At 38.1% G+C, this 19961-nt stretch carries 19 protein-coding genes and 1 pseudogene; 4 read left to right on the plus strand and 16 right to left on the minus strand.

Annotation, left to right across the window (positions count from 1 at the left end):
• Positions 1-612: 612 nt before the first annotated feature.
• Positions 613-1074, minus strand: coding sequence for a DinB family protein (locus RTR43_RS19265; protein WP_312474133.1), 462 nt, complete (start codon positions 1072-1074; stop codon positions 613-615).
• 224 nt (positions 1075-1298) lie between these two features.
• On the minus strand, positions 1299-2183 hold the full coding sequence (locus tag RTR43_RS19270) for a LysR family transcriptional regulator (RefSeq protein WP_312474025.1): 885 nt from the start codon (positions 2181-2183) through the stop codon (positions 1299-1301).
• A 184-nt stretch (positions 2184-2367) separates the two neighbouring features.
• Between RTR43_RS19270 and RTR43_RS19275 the strand changes: the two are divergent.
• Positions 2368-3101 (plus strand): annotated as a pseudogene (locus RTR43_RS19275) (SDR family NAD(P)-dependent oxidoreductase).
• Positions 3102-3461: 360 nt separating this feature from the next.
• On the opposite strand, the gene RTR43_RS19280 reads toward RTR43_RS19275, so the two are convergent.
• The 4 genes from RTR43_RS19280 to RTR43_RS19295 form a co-directional block, all read right to left on the minus strand.
• A complete protein-coding gene (locus RTR43_RS19280; protein ID WP_312474027.1) occupies positions 3462-3899 on the minus strand; it encodes a YaiI/YqxD family protein in 438 nt (145 codons plus the stop codon).
• A 415-nt stretch (positions 3900-4314) separates the two neighbouring features.
• On the minus strand, positions 4315-4788 hold the full coding sequence (locus tag RTR43_RS19285) for a hypothetical protein (RefSeq protein ID WP_312474029.1): 474 nt from the start codon (positions 4786-4788) through the stop codon (positions 4315-4317).
• The gene (locus RTR43_RS19290) at positions 4785-4994 is read right to left on the minus strand and encodes a helix-turn-helix transcriptional regulator (RefSeq protein ID WP_312474031.1); all 210 of its coding nucleotides are present in this window, start codon (positions 4992-4994) and stop codon (positions 4785-4787) included. Before RTR43_RS19290 ends, RTR43_RS19285 begins: the two co-directional genes overlap by 4 nt.
• Positions 4995-5505: 511 nt before the next feature.
• Positions 5506-5679, minus strand: a complete 174-nt coding sequence (locus tag RTR43_RS19295) for a hypothetical protein (protein WP_312474033.1) — start codon at positions 5677-5679, stop codon at positions 5506-5508.
• 157 nt (positions 5680-5836) lie between these two features.
• On the opposite strand from RTR43_RS19295, the gene RTR43_RS19300 reads away from it, so the two are divergent.
• A complete protein-coding gene (locus RTR43_RS19300; protein ID WP_312474035.1) occupies positions 5837-6766 on the plus strand; it encodes an SDR family oxidoreductase in 930 nt (309 codons plus the stop codon).
• 446 nt (positions 6767-7212) lie between these two features.
• Here the strand turns inward: RTR43_RS19300 and RTR43_RS19305 are convergent, their stop codons facing one another.
• From RTR43_RS19305 to RTR43_RS19315, 3 genes are all read right to left on the minus strand, one after another.
• Positions 7213-7701, minus strand: coding sequence for a methylated-DNA--[protein]-cysteine S-methyltransferase (locus RTR43_RS19305; RefSeq protein WP_312474037.1), 489 nt, complete (start codon positions 7699-7701; stop codon positions 7213-7215).
• A gap of 66 nt (positions 7702-7767) precedes the next feature.
• A complete protein-coding gene (locus RTR43_RS19310; RefSeq protein WP_396954601.1) occupies positions 7768-8295 on the minus strand; it encodes a bifunctional transcriptional activator/DNA repair enzyme AdaA in 528 nt (175 codons plus the stop codon).
• A 55-nt stretch (positions 8296-8350) separates the two neighbouring features.
• Positions 8351-9121, minus strand: coding sequence for an isocitrate lyase/PEP mutase family protein (locus RTR43_RS19315; RefSeq protein WP_312474041.1), 771 nt, complete (start codon positions 9119-9121; stop codon positions 8351-8353).
• 322 nt (positions 9122-9443) lie between these two features.
• On the opposite strand from RTR43_RS19315, the gene RTR43_RS19320 reads away from it, so the two are divergent.
• On the plus strand, positions 9444-10076 hold the full coding sequence (locus RTR43_RS19320; RefSeq protein ID WP_312474043.1) for a histidine phosphatase family protein: 633 nt from the start codon (positions 9444-9446) through the stop codon (positions 10074-10076).
• A gap of 133 nt (positions 10077-10209) precedes the next feature.
• On the opposite strand, the gene RTR43_RS19325 is transcribed toward RTR43_RS19320, so the two are convergent.
• Positions 10210-11079, minus strand: a complete 870-nt coding sequence (locus tag RTR43_RS19325; protein ID WP_312474045.1) for a thermonuclease family protein — start codon at positions 11077-11079, stop codon at positions 10210-10212.
• A 259-nt stretch (positions 11080-11338) separates the two neighbouring features.
• Positions 11339-12208 (minus strand): cation diffusion facilitator family transporter, encoded by an 870-nt coding sequence (locus RTR43_RS19330; protein ID WP_312474047.1) that lies wholly within the window; start codon positions 12206-12208, stop codon positions 11339-11341.
• Positions 12209-12610: 402 nt separating this feature from the next.
• Between RTR43_RS19330 and RTR43_RS19335 the strand changes: the two genes are divergently transcribed.
• A complete protein-coding gene (locus RTR43_RS19335; RefSeq protein ID WP_312474049.1) occupies positions 12611-13360 on the plus strand; it encodes an SAM-dependent methyltransferase in 750 nt (249 codons plus the stop codon).
• A gap of 195 nt (positions 13361-13555) precedes the next feature.
• Here the strand turns inward: RTR43_RS19335 and RTR43_RS19340 are convergent, their stop codons facing one another.
• Genes RTR43_RS19340 through tatA form a run of 5 tightly spaced genes read right to left on the minus strand, consistent with a single transcriptional unit; the run spans position 13556 to position 19723 of the window.
• Positions 13556-14158: a molecular chaperone TorD family protein gene (locus tag RTR43_RS19340; protein WP_312474050.1), complete on the minus strand. Its 603-nt coding sequence runs from the start codon at positions 14156-14158 to the stop codon at positions 13556-13558.
• 15 nt (positions 14159-14173) lie between these two features.
• Positions 14174-17272: a molybdopterin-dependent oxidoreductase gene (locus RTR43_RS19345; protein WP_312474052.1), complete on the minus strand. Its 3099-nt coding sequence runs from the start codon at positions 17270-17272 to the stop codon at positions 14174-14176.
• Positions 17265-18560 carry an NrfD/PsrC family molybdoenzyme membrane anchor subunit gene (nrfD, locus tag RTR43_RS19350; RefSeq protein WP_312474054.1) on the minus strand — a complete coding sequence of 432 codons (1296 nt, stop codon included), beginning with the start codon at positions 18558-18560 and terminating at the stop codon, positions 17265-17267. The genes RTR43_RS19345 and nrfD overlap by 8 nt, the downstream gene beginning before the upstream one ends.
• Before the next feature lie 43 nt (positions 18561-18603).
• Entirely contained in the window at positions 18604-19500 is an 897-nt protein-coding gene (locus RTR43_RS19355) for a 4Fe-4S dicluster domain-containing protein (RefSeq protein ID WP_312474056.1), read from the minus strand.
• 16 nt (positions 19501-19516) lie between these two features.
• On the minus strand, positions 19517-19723 hold the full coding sequence (tatA, locus tag RTR43_RS19360; protein WP_312474058.1) for a twin-arginine translocase TatA/TatE family subunit: 207 nt from the start codon (positions 19721-19723) through the stop codon (positions 19517-19519).
• Positions 19724-19961: the final 238 nt, after the last annotated feature.

A 19961-nucleotide genomic window follows, 5' to 3' on the forward strand; every position in this document is an offset into this window, starting at 1 on the left:
GAAGGACACTAGCCGCTAGGGTGCTGGAGCTAGACAATTCTCGAAGTCGATTCGATATAAATTCTTATATTATAAGAAAATCCTGATTGAGTAAAAAAAATTAAATTCATCGCAAGAGCAAAAACAACCATTCATGCAACAAATGTTCATCTAGGCATTCAAATAACAAAACAGCACCTTTCCATCAAATTAGAGGGTGCTGTTACTTTTTTCGCAAAAACCTCATTTACTTATGATGCGGTTCACCGTAACATAAATAAATGGACCCTATAGAATTAGTAACGTTTGGTGGATCTGTCTTTTAGAACATAAGAAACTTAGGCTATTAAATAAAGAGAGCAGTCCCAAAAACCGTCCCTTTTTGAGGCAGATCTTTACACTGATTGTTTAGTAATCTTTCTTCAGTATAATGGTTTAATTTCTTCGATAAGTTCTTTCTCCTGTAGTACTACCTTTTCTTGCACCTTTGCGGTGAATAGTGACTGACACTGTTCGCTATCAGTTTACTAAAATACATATTTATGGCTTCAAATCATATTTATAGCAGGCATCACCCTCTACTTGCTACTTTTATGTATTCCTCACCGGTCTGTCTCTAAATCTTTTTACTTGTTATTTTTTCAACTTAGTGATCATTTTCTTGATAATGCGAATTTGACCTCTGTGGCTTAGTTCATCCTCGAATACATGAAACCATTTAAAGTAATTGTTTGCGGGACGATCCCACCAAAAAGGAGTTTGTTCAAATAACCATTCATCTGGCAGGGCTTTAAATCTTTCGATTGTAGTGTTTCTAACATCAGCCAATTCCTGGAGATAATAATCTATTGTTTTCCCTTTAAAATGCTCCCTTCCTAAGCTTCCTAATTCCAGCCCCGGATTTAAACGACTGAGCTCATCATTGGTGAAGTCCCGATTTTCAAAGGTTTCAATCTGATACGCCTTTTCTACGGTTGCCATATGAGCAAGCAGCATCCCGATAGAGTTGGCATCCTCATCATAAAGAAAATCCAACTCAGCAACCGTTAAATCTTTAACAGCATTTATTGTCGTAACTCTCGTATAATTCATCATCGAAACTAACTTGCTGAACTCCAAACCTAAGCCATCCTTTTGATCAATTACATATAATCTTTCAATATCTAAAGTCACATCTCTCACTCCTATTTTCCAAAAATAATTCCACTAGTTTTAATTCTGCTAATAAATCGGAAAATCCTTTAAAATGGTCCCTGACCCATTTTGTTTTCAGCAAGGAGCGACGTGTAGTTCCACCTTAATACCGGGAGAAGGAATAATTAAAATTCATTTTGAAGTCTGTGAATAAACCTTTTTGAAATTTGCGAAGGATGCTTTCCCTTATGGAGAACCCAGCCGTAATGAACAGGCTTTAAATCGGGTAATTCCAACTCTATAGGGACAATTTCAGAAAAGTTATCCGTGAAGGAATAATCTAACCCAACTGTAATAGCTAACCCATGCTTCACTGCGTCTTGGATCGCCTTTGTATTGTTGGTTGTAAAAAGAATATTCACATTTCCATATCGAGAAATGAAATCTTTCATATTTGCCAAAATTTGTTTATCATCATACAACACCAAAGTTTGTCCAACTAATTGGTCGGGCGTTAATTTTTTTTCTAAGGCGAAAGGCGATTGTTTATTTACACCTACAACCATTTTCCCTTCTAATAGCTTTTCAAAAGTCAACTCCTCAAATTTTTCCATAAGGTTTTCTGATAATACGATTAACCCAATATCGATCTTGCTGTGTTCTAGATCATTCAGTATTTCTTTAGGTCCCTTTTCAAAAATTTCTATATTCACATGGGGGAAATCTTGTTTAAATTTCGAAACAACATCTACGAGTAAATGCATAGGTCCTGGTATTGTCGCTATTTTTAGTTCGCCACTCAAGGTATTGCTGTAGCTTTGCGCCTCTTCTTTTAGTTCATTCATCTTTAATAAGATTTCATTTGCCTTCTTAATGATCTGTTTTCCTTCTATTGTTGGGATGGCACCCAAACCACGTGAACGAGTAAATAAAGTAATACCTAGTTCTGTTTCGAGTAAGGAAATCGACTGGCTTATTGCAGATAACGTGACGTGAGCATTTTGGGCAGCTTTTGTAAAAGAACCCGTTTTCGCAACCTCAACAATATATTCCATTTGTTCAAAGTTCATTGGTAATACCCCTTATTAAGTAATTCTTAATTATAGATAAATATAACTAAATTTTATTTAAGTTTAAAGCGAGTTAAACTATTACTTGATAGTAGTTATCAACTGAATGGCAGAACCCATTGTGCACTTCCGATTAGGGACTGTTTTTTCAGTGTCATACAACAAGGAATGGGAGGAACAATTTATGAACAATAAAAGAGTGGCAGTTATCACAGGCGGTGCAAGTGGAATAGGTAAAACAACAGCCTTGAAATTTGCAAGTAAAGGGGATCAAGTGGTAGTCGCTGACTTTAATGAAGGGGCAGGCAGCGAAACAGTTGAATTAATTAATGCAAATGGCGGCGAAGCTATTTTTGTCAAAACAGATGTATCAAAATTCGAAGATGTTGAGGCACTCATTGAAAAAACAGTTGCTGTCTTTGGCAGAATTGATGTTATGTTTAATAATGCCGGCATCGGGCGAATTACACCTGTCTTAGATCAAAACTTAACTGACTATCATAGTGTCATTAATGTGAATCAACACGGAGTTGTCCATGGGATTATTGCAGCAGGTAAGAAAATGAGAGAATTAGGAATTAAAGGTGTTATTATTAATACTGCTTCTGTCTTTGGATTTTTAGCATCGCCAGGAACTTTTGCGTATCATGCATCCAAGGGTGCGGTGATCATGATGACCAAATCCGCTGCTTTGGAATTCGCGTCGTTGCGGTTGCACCAGGTGCAGTTGACACCCCTATTATTCAGGGTTATAAAGATCAGGGATTAATCGATTCCATGAAAGCAAAAGTAATCGGAAATAAATTAACACAACCTGAGCAGATAGCAGATACCGTGTATTTACTTTCATTAAAAGAAGCAAGTGCAATCAATGGTAGTGTTGTCATGGCTGATGAAGGATATGCTTCTTTTAAATAAATGCTGGTAATCTTAAAAGACTAACCCCCGTTCAGACCGTTGAACGGGGGTTAACTTTTTTTGTTAATAACGCTGAACCGGAATAAGTATCGGCAACAATGTTTCAAAAAAGCGAAGTGGTACAAAATGCTCCATGAAATCTATTATGGGTATGCTAGCCTAAAGAAAATTTTACTCAGAAAAATAGGTTCATTTGTTTTTTTATAGAACATTGATAGCTGGTGAATGATAGTATAGCCTTTTCTTCTAATTCGATCAGCTTTTAGATATTTTTTGCAACCTCATAAGCATCCAACATTGTGTACATAATATTTTGTATTTATCTTGCATCACCTAATTGGTGATCCACCCTCTGGAACCTCATAAAATGGCTTTTTTAAAAAGCTCTCTAAATTGTTCCCTATCTTCTGATGTAAAAGGCTTTGGTCCCTTTGTACGCTTTCCACTTTTTCGAGCCATTGCACTTAAATAACGAGTTTGTAATAATTGGTCAATGTTTTCAATTGTGTACCTAAACCCTTTATGGTGTAGTACTAAACATCCTTTTGCTAGACCTAGCGATGCAAGTCCATAATCTTGCGTAACAATAATATCTCCTAATGCTGCTAACTTCATGATCCGATAATCCGCAGCATCTGCTCCAGCATCAACATAAATGGTTTCCACTCCAGACGGTTGTTCCGCATTTGAAAAATGAGAAAAGCACGTAACCAGGATAACAGGGATTTCTGCACGTGTACCTTCAGAGATAATAATGTCTTTTACCGGACAAGCATCAGCATCAACGTAAATTTTCATCTTTCGCTCTCCTAAAATTTGTTATTTACATTTTATCATTTCTCTCCCAAAGACGCACATTAAAATCCCCATGCTGGAAACACCAAAAGACGTGGAAAAAGTACATCCTCCACGCTCTATAAAAATTCTTTCATATAAAATCCCCAACACCTGTAGTCTTTAATTATAAATAAATATATTTTTGAATGAATCTACTTTTCAAGAAATAAAGTTTTTCAAATTCTAACTGGTGGTCATCAAACATAATGATAGTTTCTCTCCGTCAACAGCTTATTAATATTTCTCATTATGAATTTCAGCTCAATGCGTTGGGATCAGGAACCATTTTTTTCGATTCGGTGCCTCACACTATTATTCTGATAAAGGCTTTCTCCAAAGGTTTCGGACCTTTTAAGAAAGCCTCTTTTGTCTAAAGCTATTTATAATTTTTCTGCCAAGAAATAATATAGGTCATAATCTGTGTTAAAGGAAGGAGTGTAAATACTATGATGGGATAATACGGAACCACATTGGAAATAAAAGGATAAAGCAATAACAATACGGTTATTAACGGAAAAGCGTATAACATGCTAATGTACGCGGATCTGCAAGCTCGTGCTGTAATCTGTTGCTCACGTTCGTCCTTTTCTTCAAACTCGTCCGGCACCCATAATGTCTTCGCAAAATTCATTTTTTTCCTTTTCTTTTTCTGGTAAGAAACAAAGGTCAAGAAACCGCCAATAACAAAAAAGAGTATAAAAGGAACAATATTTATTTTAAAAATATAATCCCGTGACGTATCTTTGAAATATTCAGCAATATCAACGGATGCATAATAAAATGCTGACATTGCACAGCCAAATAACAACAACATTACAATAATGGCAGACCCCTGGCGAAAAATATTCATAATTCTTCATCCTCCAAATAAAAAATTTCTTCTATTGGCAGCTTAAAAGTCCTGGCAATATTCATCGCAAGCATTAGCGATGGTACATAGCTTCCTTTCTCTAATGCGACAATCGTTTGTCTCGTTACATTGACATGGTCAGCAAGATTTCCCTGGGTTAAATCATGCCTTGCCCTTAATTCCTTTACCCGATTTTTTATCACCATAAAATTACCTCAAATTCCGTTTAATTACACTAATTGTAAAGTAAAGTATTCATTTTGTAAAGTCTACTTTACATTTCTTCCGAAAAAATCTGTTGGGATGATCTGTGTCGTCAGCGGGACAACCGTCTATAGAAAGAGCACTAGCAGCGGGTGTTAGGGTGATAAAGCCGAGTGTTGGCTAAAAGGATTTAGAAGCTATTGCAAGCTTAATGGAGTAAGTGAAAGTAAAAGGGTATGTTGGACAGCGCTTTTCCTTGGATAAAGCAGGAAAAGCTCATGAACTTAGCCAAAGTGGTCATGGACATGGCCGAATTGTTCTTTCCATAGTTGAATGAAATAAGTTATTTTTGATGGCAATCCAATCATGTTGAATTACCATTTTTTAGTCCTATCAATCATCCACAATCATCAGCAATTGCTCCGTCCTCATATACAAAAAGATGCCTAATCACATAACGAAAGGCATCATTTTTTAAATTTATGGACTAGCGCAAGACTATTTGCCTCCTTTCTAGATAACAGGATAGTACTGTTCGTATCTTGGATTACAATAATAGGGCGGTCTCGGCCCTATTTGAGGCATCTGCCAAGTATAAGGATTAGAATTATATAGAATCTCTTCCTTTCCCTCAGATTGATCTACTAATAATAAACTTACTTCGCGGCTAAATTGATAATAGCGCATGACTCATAGCCTCCTTGATGCATTTCATTTTCCTTCACATTATTCAACCTTCGATCGTAATGAGCCCGTACCGCCTATTGTTTTTTCATCACGACAGGCACACTGTTAGCCCAGATGTCATACAGTGCAGGAAAATGTTTTTTCTAGGAGGATTCTCATGGACCACAATAATCAACAGAAACCAACGAATCAAGATTATCCGTTGTATCCCCATTACGGAAAAATAACGCGTTATGAAGACATTCCAATTACTGTTCCAGAACAGCGTCAGCTTCGGCAGCCGGGGGTTGAAAAATTGATGGTTCCAAGGCCGATCATTGAAAATCCGAATTATAAAGGAAGCGGGAAATTAGTAGGGAAGGTCGCACTGATCACTGGTGGTGACAGCGGAATGGGGGCAGCTGCTGCTATCGCATTCGCTAAAGAAGGTGCGGACGTTGCCATTGCGTATTTGGATGAACATGAGGATGCAAACCGAACGAAGACAAGAATTGAAGAACTCGGACAACGGTGTCTATTATTACCTGGTGACCTAAGAGAAAAACAGCAGTGTATCGATATTGTGGAAAAAACGATCCAAACCTTCGGGCAGCTCGATGTGCTATGTAACCATGTTGGTATCCAGTTTCAACAATTAAGCTTGCTTGATATTACGGATGAGCAGTTCGATGATACGTTTAAAGTAAACATCTACTCTCATTTTTACACAACCCGGGCAGCCCTGCCCTACTTAAAAGCAGGCAGTTCCATCATAAATACAGCTTCTGTTGTAGCTTTTTATGGGAATGAACAATTGATTGATTACACGGCAACAAAAGCAGCTAACGTTGGATTCACCAGGGCATTAGCCAATAATTTAATTGAAAAAGGAATTAGGGTAAATGCAGTCGCTCCTGGACGCATATGGACTCCCCTTATCCCATCAAGCTTTTCGGCTGACCAAGTTCCACTAGTAAACAATCCTATGAAACGTCAAGGTCAGCCCTTTGAACTTGCTCCGACTTTTGTTTATCTCGCCTCCGATGATTCTCGTTTCATGACTGGGCAAACACTTCATGTTAACGGTGGGCAGGTGATGTCCTCCTAATATCCTTGCATGCAAAAAAGCACCAGTCACTGTTCGAATCGATTAGGCTGTTGGAAATCTTGAGATCCCAGTGTGCGTTCCTCGCTACTCTTTTAACCTAAATAGGTTTTATAGTTGAGTAGAAACAGGCATGAGAAAACCCAGAGCTTATAGGTATATGAAACAGAGACTGTATCCTTGCTGCCTCTACCGTTGGAGGAGATTAATATTCTCCCAAGAAATTTAGGCAGAGTTTGATGATTTTCGTGAAGAGTCAAAAAACTACCTTTTAGCCAGTTGGAGAGGGTTTTCCGCAAGTTGGAGAGGGTTTTCCGCAAGTTGGAAATAGCTTTCGCAAGTTGGAAACAGCTTTTGCAAGTTGAAGTCTGGTATCCGCAAGTTGAAGACAGTTATCCGCCCATTGAAGACTGCTTTCATTCATGGCTAAATTGAATTTAGTCATGAACTTAAGTAATATCCTTTTTAAATGACCTTTCATGCTGCAGCAGCCATTCCTTTCGCCACAAACCACCTGCATAACCAGTTAATTTCCCATTTGAACCAATAATTCGATGACAAGGAATGACGATACTTAATTTATTTTTGCCATTTGCACTTCCGACTGCTCTGATGGCTTTTTCATTCCCAATTGAAACAGCAATATCTTTATAGGACCCGGTTTCAGCATAGGAGATACCTGTTAAAGCATTCCATACTGTTTTTTGAAAGTCTGTCCCCTCAAAGATATAGGGAAATGTAAATACATGGCGCTCACCTTTAAAATATTCATCTAGTTGTGTACTACAATCCACTAAAACCTTCGGAGTATCGTCTTGGATACTATTTTCGGTTTTATCCCGTTCAGAGAACATTATCGAACTGATGGCATCATCTGAACCCAAGATTTCGATTATTCCAATCGGAGAATCGTAATCTAATTTATGTTGTCTAGTCATATAATAACCTCCATAGATAAAAGGTAGCATATGCTTGCCACTTCTCTAATTCATTACCGTGACTCATTAACTACCAAGGTTTCTATATTCACTAGGTGAACAATTTTTCAAACGACGAAATGCCTTATAAAAATTCGAGGAACTTTGGAAACCAATTTCAAAGCAAATTTCAAGATTTGTTCGATCTGTGCTTCTAAGTAGATATGCTGCTTTATCAATTCTTATTTTTTCCAAATACGTACGTGGAGTTTCTGATGTTTCTTGTTTAAATAGTCGTTCAAGATAAAACGGACTTACACCTACATGGTTCGCAATATCCTGTAATACGAGCTTTTCTCGATAATGATTGACTAAGAAGGAATTGACATTTCTAACAAGACCAATATGAGGGGAATGATCAACTTCTGGCTGACATCTTTTGCAAGCACGAAAACCAGCTTTTTCAACTTCTTTGATATCATGGTAGAATTCAACATTAATTTTTTTGGGCTTTCTAGATCTACAGGATGGTCGACAGTAGATTTTTGTTGTTTTCACTGCCGTGAAAAATAATCCATCATACGTTCGGTCACAATTAATAATTTTCTCCCACATTTCATCAAAAGAAAGATTGATTTTAGTCACTTTTGCTCTTCCCTCACCTTCTAGGTTAGCCCTCATATAAATGTGAGGTATCCTTTAACTCCATTAATTGTTTCGCATTCTTTTCTAAATAAGCAATAATCTTGTCAGATAAGGCATTGCCAAAGCTAAAGCGTTTAACTCCTAATTTTTTTAGTTTATTACAATTCGTTAGTCCAGGTAAAGATAATACATTCAGCGGAGCGGTTATATTCAAAGTAATTTCTTTAATCTCCCCCTCTTCAGTTAAACCAGGGACAAATATCCCGCTAGCCCCACTCTCCACATAAGACTTTGCTCGATCTATTGTTTCGAAGAAAGGGTTTTCCTTTTGAAAATAAGTATCGGTTCTAGCATTAATATAAAATTCTTTATATCCATTATGATCTAACGCAGTCCTTATTTTTGATAAAAGCTTACAATGCTGGGATATCTCTTTTAACCCTTTTTGTTTTTTGAGTGAATCTTCAATATTGATACCAGCAACTCCAACATCTGCCGTCCTTAAAACATTATTAACAATTGTTTCAATTTCTTCACCATAGCCTGCTTCAATGTCTGCAGAAACAGGTATTTTTACATTCTCTGTAATCGTTTTAATGATACCTAAATGTCTGTCAAAATCAATTAATTCACCATCTGCAAATCCAAGTGAATTAGCAATTCCCCAGCTTGTCGTACCAATCGCTTTAAATCCTACTTTTTCAAGAGTTAAGGCAGATAGGAGATCCCAAGCATTTCCTAAAAATAATATTTCCTGTGACGAATGTAGCTCATTGAATTCCTGAATTTTTGTCATAATAAGTTCCCCCTTATGTTTGTTGGAACCATTTTAACAAGGAATCTACCTTCACTTCGTCCTCATTCTTGCTCTTATAGTCTATGGAAACAAAAAAGAGAAGTTATCATTGACTCCTCTTCTAAAACTATATTTCCCTCTACCTTCCTGTACTTATTGAATTTCATGATTCGATATTACTGCCCCTTTTCCACAGACAGGTGTAGGTCGCCTGAACCTATATTTTTAAACATAACATCACTTCTGCTAAACGCAGCGACGGTATCACTCAATTGTGTGATACAATCCTAGTTATAATCTTGAAAAAAGTAGGTGTTTAAGGTTGACTGTACCAAAAAAAGTAACGCTTTATTTTGTCCGTCATGGTGAAACTCAATTTAATGTTGAAAGACGGATGCAAGGATTTTGTGATTCCCCTCTTACCGAAAAGGGAATCGCACAGGCCAAAGCAGTAGGAAGAGGATTAGCAGACATTGAATTCAAAGCGGCATACGCCAGCGAGAGTCAGCGGGTAGTCGATACTGCAAATTATGCTCTTGGAGTTAGGACAATACCTCTATCGACCGATGCACGTCTTAAAGAAATGAACTTCGGTGTTCTAGAATCTTTATTATTCACTGATATTAATGCTCAATATGGGATTTTACTTGAGACTTTATTTAGTCTTAAAGATTTACATTTATCTGCTCCGGAAGGTGAATCTTATGTTCAACTTTTTTCGCGGACAAATATAGCTATTAAAGAGATTATTAAAAAACATGAAAAAGAAGGCGGAAATATTCTCGTATTCTCTCACGGAGTAACGATTGGAAACTACTTAATGCAATTAATGAAAATAAACAAATATCTGCACCATGATAATTGCAGCGTTTCCGTGGTCAGCTACTTGGACGGAAATTTTGAAGTTGAACGTCTGGCGGATACTTCTTTTAGAGAACAAGGAACTAGCTTTTAATTAGGCTCTTTTCAAAGAAATTGTTGCGTTTATTGAGTGAAGATCATTTGACGAGCGAAAAAAGAAAAAAGAGCTGCCTCCAAAAGGTCGTTGATCGTCCCTTTTGGAGGCAGCTCTTTTGACTGTTCTTTTATTATTTTTCGCAGGCATACCCATCGTTATCACGATCCATTTTCGCTTGATAAGCAGGGTGTTCTTTTGCAACACCATCTGGGTATTTTTTTCGAAGTTCAGTACAATTGGCAAAAAACTCGGTCCCACTACTATTAGGCGTATTGCTTGCTTGGGTAGTGGTTTTCGAACTAGAGCTAGTTGAACTAGGCTGATTGGTTGGTTTAGCAGCTGAATTTACACAGCCATTAAATCCACGATCGGTAGCAAAGCCTGGCTGTGACCAGATATTCAGCTTTTTATTTTTTGCTTGATTTTCATCGGCTTGAAATTGCTCCAAATATTTATATGGAGGTTGGTATACATAGGCGATGCGGGCATAGCCTTCTTTTAGCAAGGTTTCTTGAACGGAAGCCCCGTTTACAAACACATAGGCCAACAGGCGACCGTATTTATCTCTTTTGTTTCCATGATCAAATTCAAGAGTTATTTGACCGCTGTTCAATAATTGGTTGTTTCTTTTATACGCTTCTACCGCAAAGGGCTGGACACAAGTATTTGGCTTTTTCTCTTCCGGAGTATCAACCAACAAGTATCGCACCGTCTCTTTTTCTCCATTATAAGTTACTTTAATCGTGTCGCCATCCACTGCTTCTACTAGAGTAACAGGAACCTGATTGCTGTCCTCCTTGGTCTGGGGTTGTTCCTTGCTATTTTCCGATTGGTTAACCTTACTTTTCCCTACTGTATCCGTTTTTTGTTCCTTTACAGAATCCACTTTTTCAGATGTTTGCTCTGCTGTACTTGAGGTTTTTTCAGCACTTCCTTGATTGCAGGCCGACAATCCTAATAAAAGAAATCCAGATACTACTAAATTAAGAACTAACTTCATTTCTTCACACCTTATATTCTTTATTTCTTCAACTAAAAATCACTATTACATTATAAACCTTTTTATAATAGTTTTTAAGGTCAATAGTACTCATTCATTTACGAATCCAAGTTTTTATCAAATTTGAAAGTCGCAAGGATCATTTTAAAAAACACCCAACTCTAATGGGATATTTTCTAAGTTTATTGTTTTGTGTATTCTCGGGGAATATGTAGAACGGGCAATCATTCCTCTATATTCATTTGCTTTTTTGAATAAATTAATTTGGCTCTACATGGACATGAACATCGTATACTCCATAATTTGTTATCATGACTTTTTCAACATGGGTAGCTATGTCATGTGCTTCTCTAATATCTAACGTAGAATGAACAAGAATCACGACATCGATCACTTCATTATTGCCGTAGTTTCTCCCTTTAATTTCTTTTATTCCTTTTACTCCGTCTACATTTGTAATGACTTCCTGATAAAGTTGAATTTTATTTTCATCAAATCCATCTGATAGTTCATGAGAAGCTTGCTTAAAGATATCCCAAGCTGTTTTACATATTAATAGTCCTACGATAATTGCAGTTACTGTGTCTAGCCAAGGCATATTTAATTGAGAACCACATATACCTACAGCTGTTCCTATACTTACCCAAGCATCGGAAAGGTTATCTTTTGCAGCTGCCATCACAGCTTTACTATTAATTTTACCACCTAATTTTTTATTGTACCGATAAACAAAATACATGGCTATTGCTGAAACCATACCTACATATGCAGCTATAATGTCAGGTGACTCTTTCCCCCCCTGAAACATAGAGGCAATAGCATCAATCAATACTTGTATACCAACGGCTATCATAATAAAAGAAGCAACCATTGATGCTATCGTTTCACTTTTCCAATGACCATAACCATGATCTTTATCAGGGGGCCTTTGTGAAAGCTTCAGCCCAATAAGTACAGCAATAGATGCAATGATATCGGTTGTATTGTTTAGACCATCTGCTTTCAAAGCAGCAGAGTCACTCATATATCCAATAACTACCTTTATGATGGAAAGACAAATATAAGCAATCATACTAATGATTGCGCCACGTTCGCCTAATTTAAGATCCTTATATTTTTGATTTTCCATCTTTCTTTCCTCCCACCAAAGTACTTCCCTATGATATCAGTAAAAATATGGGTGGGTCTAGAGCAACCTTTTTGCATCGTTTTATATAAGTAGACTACACATAATAATGTTTCACGCGGGAAAGACTTCTAGGAATATACCATATTTAAACCATTCATTTTGAGACCGTTATCAAACCCACCTTGGAACCACGATTGCCTGTACGAAAATAGAATTTTTCTAACACTATTACGATGATTTCGTTCTCCCCAATCGAACAGCAAGGCAAATAAATAACCGTAAAATTAATGTCTATTAGACATAAAATATATGTTACAGTTTTAATTAGACTAAAAATATTTAATAAATAAGAAGTTTCTGTATAAACCAGATCTTCCTTAAAGGAGAAAAGGAGACAAACATATGGATAGAAACAAATTTTCAGCTATTGCCCACCGCGATCACACATTTTATAATCCTATCAGTGAAGAAAAGCTCATGAAAATGATAGGAATCGTATCTCCTAAACCGCAAGATAAGGTGATTGATATTGGCGCAGGAAAATGTGAACTGTTGATACGTTTGGTGGAAAACTACCAGGTAACAGCTACTGCTATCGAATTGTATGGCGGTGCCATCGAGAAAGGGAAAAGGCATGCAAGCAGCAGAATTCCTGAAGGCAGTATTAAATTTATCGTGGATGATGCAACCATCGCAGTCGAAAGATGTGAGCAAGCGGGATATGATTTAGGAATTTGTATCGGTTCGACCCATGCATTGGGTGGGTTAGAAGCTACATTACAGACGCTTAAGAGCCTCGTAAAGAAAAATGGATACATTCTGATTGGTGAAGGCTATTGGAAACAAACTCCATGTACTGAGTATTTAGAGGCGCTTGGGGGAGCCGACGAGTCCGATTGTAAAAGCCATGCTGAAACTGTAAAGACTGGCGAGGAATTGGGGCTAATCCCGCTTTGGTCTTATGTAGCGAACGAAGATGACTGGGATAATTATGAATGGCTCTATTCCTCATCTATCGAGAATTATTGTCATGAGAATCCAAATGATCCAGATCATGATGCGATGCTACAGAGAATTCGTACTTGGAGACGAACTTATTTGAAATGGGGCAGGGATACTCTAGGATTCGGATTGTATTTATACCGAACCTAAGGTCAGCAATTATACAACTTATTAGTTTAAGAGAACCTACAAAAGGATGCCTGCTTCCAGATGTGTTAACACTTCTGGAAGCAGGCATCCAAATTACTTTCCTACTTTATCACTAAACAACTTATCCAGTTGGCGTCCATCTACACTTCTCTATCCACTATTAAACAAAATTCGAGTATTGCCTGTGGATCGTATTTAAGATAATGACAGGAATTCTTCCTTGTCAAGAGACTGGCAAAAACACTCTAAAAACTCTTTAATAAAAGGATGCTGTACATGGTTAGATACATTTTTCTGCAGTGGCTTAAGCATCGGCTGAATGTAATTGGATAAAATTTCAACCTCAAGATCTACTAATTTATTATAAAGCTCAACATCTGAATCTTGTTTTGCTTTTATTTGTTCTTGTATTAATGAACGAACAAACACCATTAAACAGCCCAGATGATCGGGGTAAAGATTGTTTTCAAGCGGGTAATAAAAGCCTAGTTTTTCATAAATGCCAATTAAACACAGTAAGCTTTTCCTGCTTTCCTCAGCATTTTTTCCGCCATTGCCAGAATAAGAGGAAAAATAAGGAGAGATGAAAAATTCACCGGGAATACAAAAGTGATTTTCATGCCAAACTTCTACTTCTTCACGTTGATAATGTTGATGGAATGGGAACTGATTACTTACTTCAGCCGGTATTTCGGCAAAGATCGTCTCATAACGATCCCAATCTCCAAGCCAAATCACAGACATTATATTCGCTAGCACCATGCTGCCATGAAGTTCTTCTACTGTTTGCATAACCATTTCCCTCTCCTTTTATCATACCTTTTTAATATCGATATAAACATTTTGCTGGGCAGGACCACCTGCAATTAGATCTGCTAGAAAGCCTTCAAAATAACTTGAATCTTTATCGGCTAAAGCATTAACAGAAAATCCATTCCCACGAGCCTTTGCATAGCCGCTTTCTTCATGAAGGGGAACATTGGTTTCAAACGGTAAGTGTCCATAATTCTCAGTTTTCTTCATTATTTTTCCGTCAATCTTTTCATCCTTTACACCATTTGCGAAGTGACCAAAGTTGTAGTTTGCGCCAAGCACACCTGGTTTAATTCCTGGCGTAACCAATGCTGTTCCTTTTACTTTTGCACTAGTAGAAGTAATTAAAACCGTGTCTCCTGTTTTTATGCCTTTCTTTTTTGCATCAAGTGGATTAATCCACAAATAGTTTTCCGGGCGAATTTCTCTTAACCATGCATTGCTTTCTGTTCGATGTGTTCCCACATTTCTAGACTTCCAATTGATAAATTGGTATGGCTTAGATGGCTGATAGATCTCTCCATTATATTGCCTAATTTCGTCAGCGATTGGTACACCTTCAAAGGTTTTACCTGTGTATGCACTCTTAAAGCCCGCTACCTTTTCATCATAAAAGTGTACGAGATTATTAAATTGATATTTAATATGGTTTCCGACATATTCATCACCTTGCGGCTCATATCTTCCTCCACGGTTTAATACATACACAACCTTTTTCCACTCTTCCGGCTTCACCGTACTTTTCAAGACATTGATATCAAAATACTTTCCGAGTGCTTTTTTTCTTGCTTTTTCAAAAATGGCAAGCTCTTCTGCACTCGCATCTTGGACCGGTTTCTTGCCATCAAAGGCAATATTTGCAACACGTCGAACATAGTAATCTTCCGGACAATGAAGATTGGAACCATCTTTAAATGCACCGTCACCTACTCCTGGAAGTCCCATTCCTTTTAATAAATCAATATACACTTGCTCCGTTGACCGTGCATCCGGTACGATGCGCGTAACCGGCTGGATAAGACCAGCAAATTTATATTTTAGGATTGGGAAAATTTCTTCTGCATTCCAGCTTTCAAGATAGGATAAATCAGGCAAGATGAAATCAGCATACTTTGTTGTTTCTCCAATGACAATGTCAGATGAAACAACAAGCTCAACCACTTTTGGATCACGAATGAATTTCAGTTGCATATCTGAACGTGGCCCTGACATAATCGGTGAAGTTCGATTGACGATCATGGCACGTATTTTGTAAGGATACCCTTCAGCTGCACTTGGAAGCACATCATGAATTAATTTATTGCCAATTGGATACCATGGACGCTTTGCTGGATAACCGTCTTTTTTAAATAAGGATGTCTTTTCATATGGTACCTTATGCCGCGTAACGGGTATTCCCCATGAAGTGTTTGCATTTGGCACAGCACTTAAATTATAGCGGCCTTCAGTCGCATTGAATTTTGCACCCAAGGCAGTGTCTCCACCCTTCCAGTCATGATTTCCAACTAGATGGTTTAACATATTAATAGCACGAACACTATAGTAGCCATTGGTATGCATGGCAGGGCCACGGTACGAATGAATCCCTACTTTTTTACCATGTGACGTAAATTCCTTCGCGATTTGGTTTATTTGTTCCACTGGTATGTCACATTGCTTTGCGTATTCCTTTAGTGATTTTTCCATTACCTTCTTTTTAAAAATGGTAAATACTGATTTTACCTTGATTCCGTTAATCTCTGTATCAACCTCTAAATCTCCTTGATGAGCATTTGTATGCAACACTGGCTTGCCATTTTCTAATACAACAAATTCTTCTTCACCCATACCTAAATCACGTGCTCGCAAGAAAGGGCGTTTTTTATCGCCAACATTGACTAAATAAGTCGCATCGCTCCATGTCGCTTCATCATCCAATTTAGCTTCCATCCCATTTGGATTTCGTAAATATTGCTCATCATAGCGATTATTTTCAATAATCCAACGGCACATAGCAAGGGCAAGGGCACCGTCTCCACCCGGTTTAACTGGAACCCACATGTGAGCTTTTTCAGCTGTTTTGCTAAAGCGAGGGTCAATGACGACCATCTTCATCCCCCGGTCAATCGCATTGGTTATTTGTGGTGCAAAGGTTGTTGGACCACGATTGGCTGTTAATGGGTTCGCACCCCAGACAAGGACTAATTCAGCATTTTCATAATCAGGGATCATCCGTTGCTTTTGTTTCGTCGTGTCATGTGAGCGGACATTTCCCATTACACTTGTAATTCCACAATAACCGCCATGGTCGTAATAATTTGCTGTTCCAAGACTGCCGTTGGCAAGTCTTTCAATAAATTCTCGATGTTGGCCGGACATGACCACAATCTGGTTTGATTTCGGACCAAAATCAGGATGATCGGTATTAATTAGGACATCCTTGTATTTCGCATCAAATTCAGCTTTTTTCATTTTATCAGTTTTAAGTTTTTCCCAATCCGCCATGACTGCTGCCTCAGGTGCAAATGCCCAAATCTCCTTTAGGCCTGGTGTTCCGAGATCTTTGCTACCGTCAAGAATTTCCTTGTATGCCTCTTCCCAGCTAATCGATTTCCATACACCGCTGCCCCTCTCTCCAACGCGCTTTAGCGGTTTTTGGACACGATAAGCATCATAGGCAGTTTGGATACCGGCTTGCCCCTTCAAACATGTTCTCGCTCCTCGATGTGAACGCCCTGATTTAGCTACATCTCCTGTTCCCTTTATGGCAGCTTCAAGTGGGGTATTATAATCAATATGACCAAAAGGAACCATCCCAATTGGGCTGTATTGGTTACCCGCTATTTTACGGACGATCGAAGAATAGGGACTATTCGCATTTCCGGCGACAATATATGTTTTGATTGTACAACTCGCATTACATTGCTGACATGATGTAAACAGAATGTCTTCTGCTGTATAATCCTGGTAATCCGTCCCAATCCCATGTCCTTCATCGGTCCATACCCCGTTTATCACTTGCTTTACGGGACCGACAAACGCTGGACCCACGATGGCCACGGCACCAAATGCACCTAATGCTTTTAGAAAACCTCTTCGATTCATTTTATCTTTACTCATATACATTCACTCCATTTTCATGAGAGTCACTTTCCTCAATTGGGAATAGCTTCTCGCCAATGGTATAGATGATTAGACACATTGCAATAAGACCGAATGATGTCAGCCACTCCGACAGGTTTGGATAATAATTCCCAGCAGGCATCCCATCTAATTTAGGCATAATTAATGTCGGGACAACCATATTAAAACGAACCCCAACCACCCCAATGATTGTCATAATAGATGCGGCCAAAATCCAATTAACTGATTCCCTTGTCTTTTTAATAAACAGTATGATTAATGGGAAAAACATCGCCAATCCCATTTGGAAAATCCAGAAGCTCCACCACCAGGCGCTTCCTGTTAAAAGTTTTATCGTTCCAAGTTCCTCATGCCCTAAGCCGTATATGCCAACAAGAAATTCATACCAAACCATGATAAATTCAATTCCTAAAAATAAGGCAAGCATACTGCCCAGTGAACGAACCATCGGCACATCCAATTTTTGTCTTTTTACTTTACATTTAATAACGTAAATGGCAATCGATAAGGCCGTGCCGGAAACTAACGCGGATAAGATGAAAATTAGTGGGAATAACGCCGAATTTAAGTAAGGCTGTGCCTTCGCCACGGCAAAGATGGATCCCGTCCCACCATGCACACCGAAAATGGCTAGTGGAATTCCAATTATCCCCATCACCTTAAGCCTCTTACGATCTCGAGCATGATCGGCCTCTGTGAACTCCTGCTTATTTCCCACAAGCAAACGGTATAGCTTTGCTTTAAAGTTGTCACCTTTTGCTAGTTTAATCAGATCTTTCCTCATCGAAAAATACAGCTCCGTAACTAATAACGCAATGTAGACAATATAAAAATGAATTTCCCATGACATCGTACTCATTACGTTCCAGTAAATCACAGAGTTCATAATATGGTCTGGACGACCGATGTCAAAGAAAATAAATGTAACCGCAGTGATCATACAGACAATGGCTGATAATAACGCCGACCTGCCAATTCTCTCAAACTTCTCCATCCCGAAGCCATAAATGAGCGTAGATAGTAAGAAGGAACCTGCACTCATTCCAATAAAATAAATGTAAAAAGCAACCCATCCACCCCATGGGACAATATTTGATAAATAAGTGGAAGACATTCCTTGTAAGAAATATCCGCTAATTATAGAGTATAAGCCAACACAAAATAAGACGATTAAAAATGACCACCAAATTTTTTCAATCTTCCCTAACCTACTCATTTCTTGAGAGGGAAGCATTTTTCTATCGATATTTGCTTTCGTTATCATGTAAACCACTCCTTTTCAGAAAGCTTTCCTAATTACAATTCCTTTAGCGTAAATAAACCACTCGGGGCTTTGTTCCTAATTCTTCTTTCAGATAAAAAGCTCTTGGACTTGCAGCAAGCTTGGAGACGACACTGTTCGGATCACTCATATCACCAAAGTAGCGTGCATCCCCAATACAGGTTTCAACACACGCTGGCTCTTCCCCCCGCTGCAGACGATGATAGCAGAAGCTGCATTTACGAACAGTTTCTTCAGGAATCTTACCCTTTTTCCTTTCACCCCGCTCGATCCCATATTCCGGACTTGTGACATCGTTATAACCCGTCATTTCCTGGTCATACCCATCACCAAAATCGTAGGACCTTGCCCCATATGGACAAGCGACCATACAATAACGACAGCCTATGCATCGATCGTTATCAATAGCCACAATACCATTCTCAAGCTTAAAGGTTGCTCTTGTCGGACATACCTGAACACATGGCGGTTTATCACAATGCATACAAGGTCTTGGCAGGTTCACTAATGAAATATTAGGAAAATCACCCGATAGTGTCTCGAGTACAACATTATAGGACATTCCTGGTGGTGTTCTATTTTCTGCTTTACAAGAAACAGTACATGTATCACAGCCCACACATTTTTTTAAGTCAATGACCATGCCCCATTTTGGACCTTTTTCTTTCTTCGATTTTATTTTTTCAGGACCACTTGCATATTGATCACCGAATTCCTTGAGAAGAGAAGCGGAGTAAACTGTATGGAAATCTTCAATTTTTAATTTTCCACTTAAAACGTTTCTCGCATCCCTAGCCATATTTAACCCAAGCTTTGTGTCATAGGGACTTTTTTCAAGCACTTTTTCTGCATCTGAGACAAAATTATTGGCTAGCATATCATAATCTTTGGGCTCTAAACTCCCTGTCGCTTTTAGGACCATGATGAAAAACTCCCTCCTATTTTGATAATGTTTCTTTCGCTTCTTTAATCTCATTTTTTACATCTTCTGTTACATCGTTTGTCAGCTCACGTGTTGACTTTTTAAACTCCTTCAATGTCTGACCTACCGCTCTCCCAACTTCCGGAAGCTTCCTCGGTCCAAAGATAATAAGTGCTAACACAAGGATTAATATAAGGCCTGGAACTCCAATATTAGAAAACATTTTGCCACTTCCTCTATAAGTATTTTCTATTCTTTAACCATGCAATTATTGTGCCAAAAAATCACTTACACTTATTTTGCTTAAAAAAACTTTTAAACTATTGATAGCTCAATCTATTTGGATGTTCGTCATACTAAAAAATAAAAAGCAGCAAAAGGATGTTATCCCTTCACTGCTTTTTCACCCTGCCAAAATGTCGTAGCTATGACGTATTGACAGGGATGATCTTATCTTAGTC

It is taken from the genome of Neobacillus sp. (genome assembly GCF_031988165.1).
Lineage (GTDB): Bacteria > Bacillota > Bacilli > Bacillales > Cytobacillaceae > Neobacillus > Neobacillus rhizosphaerae.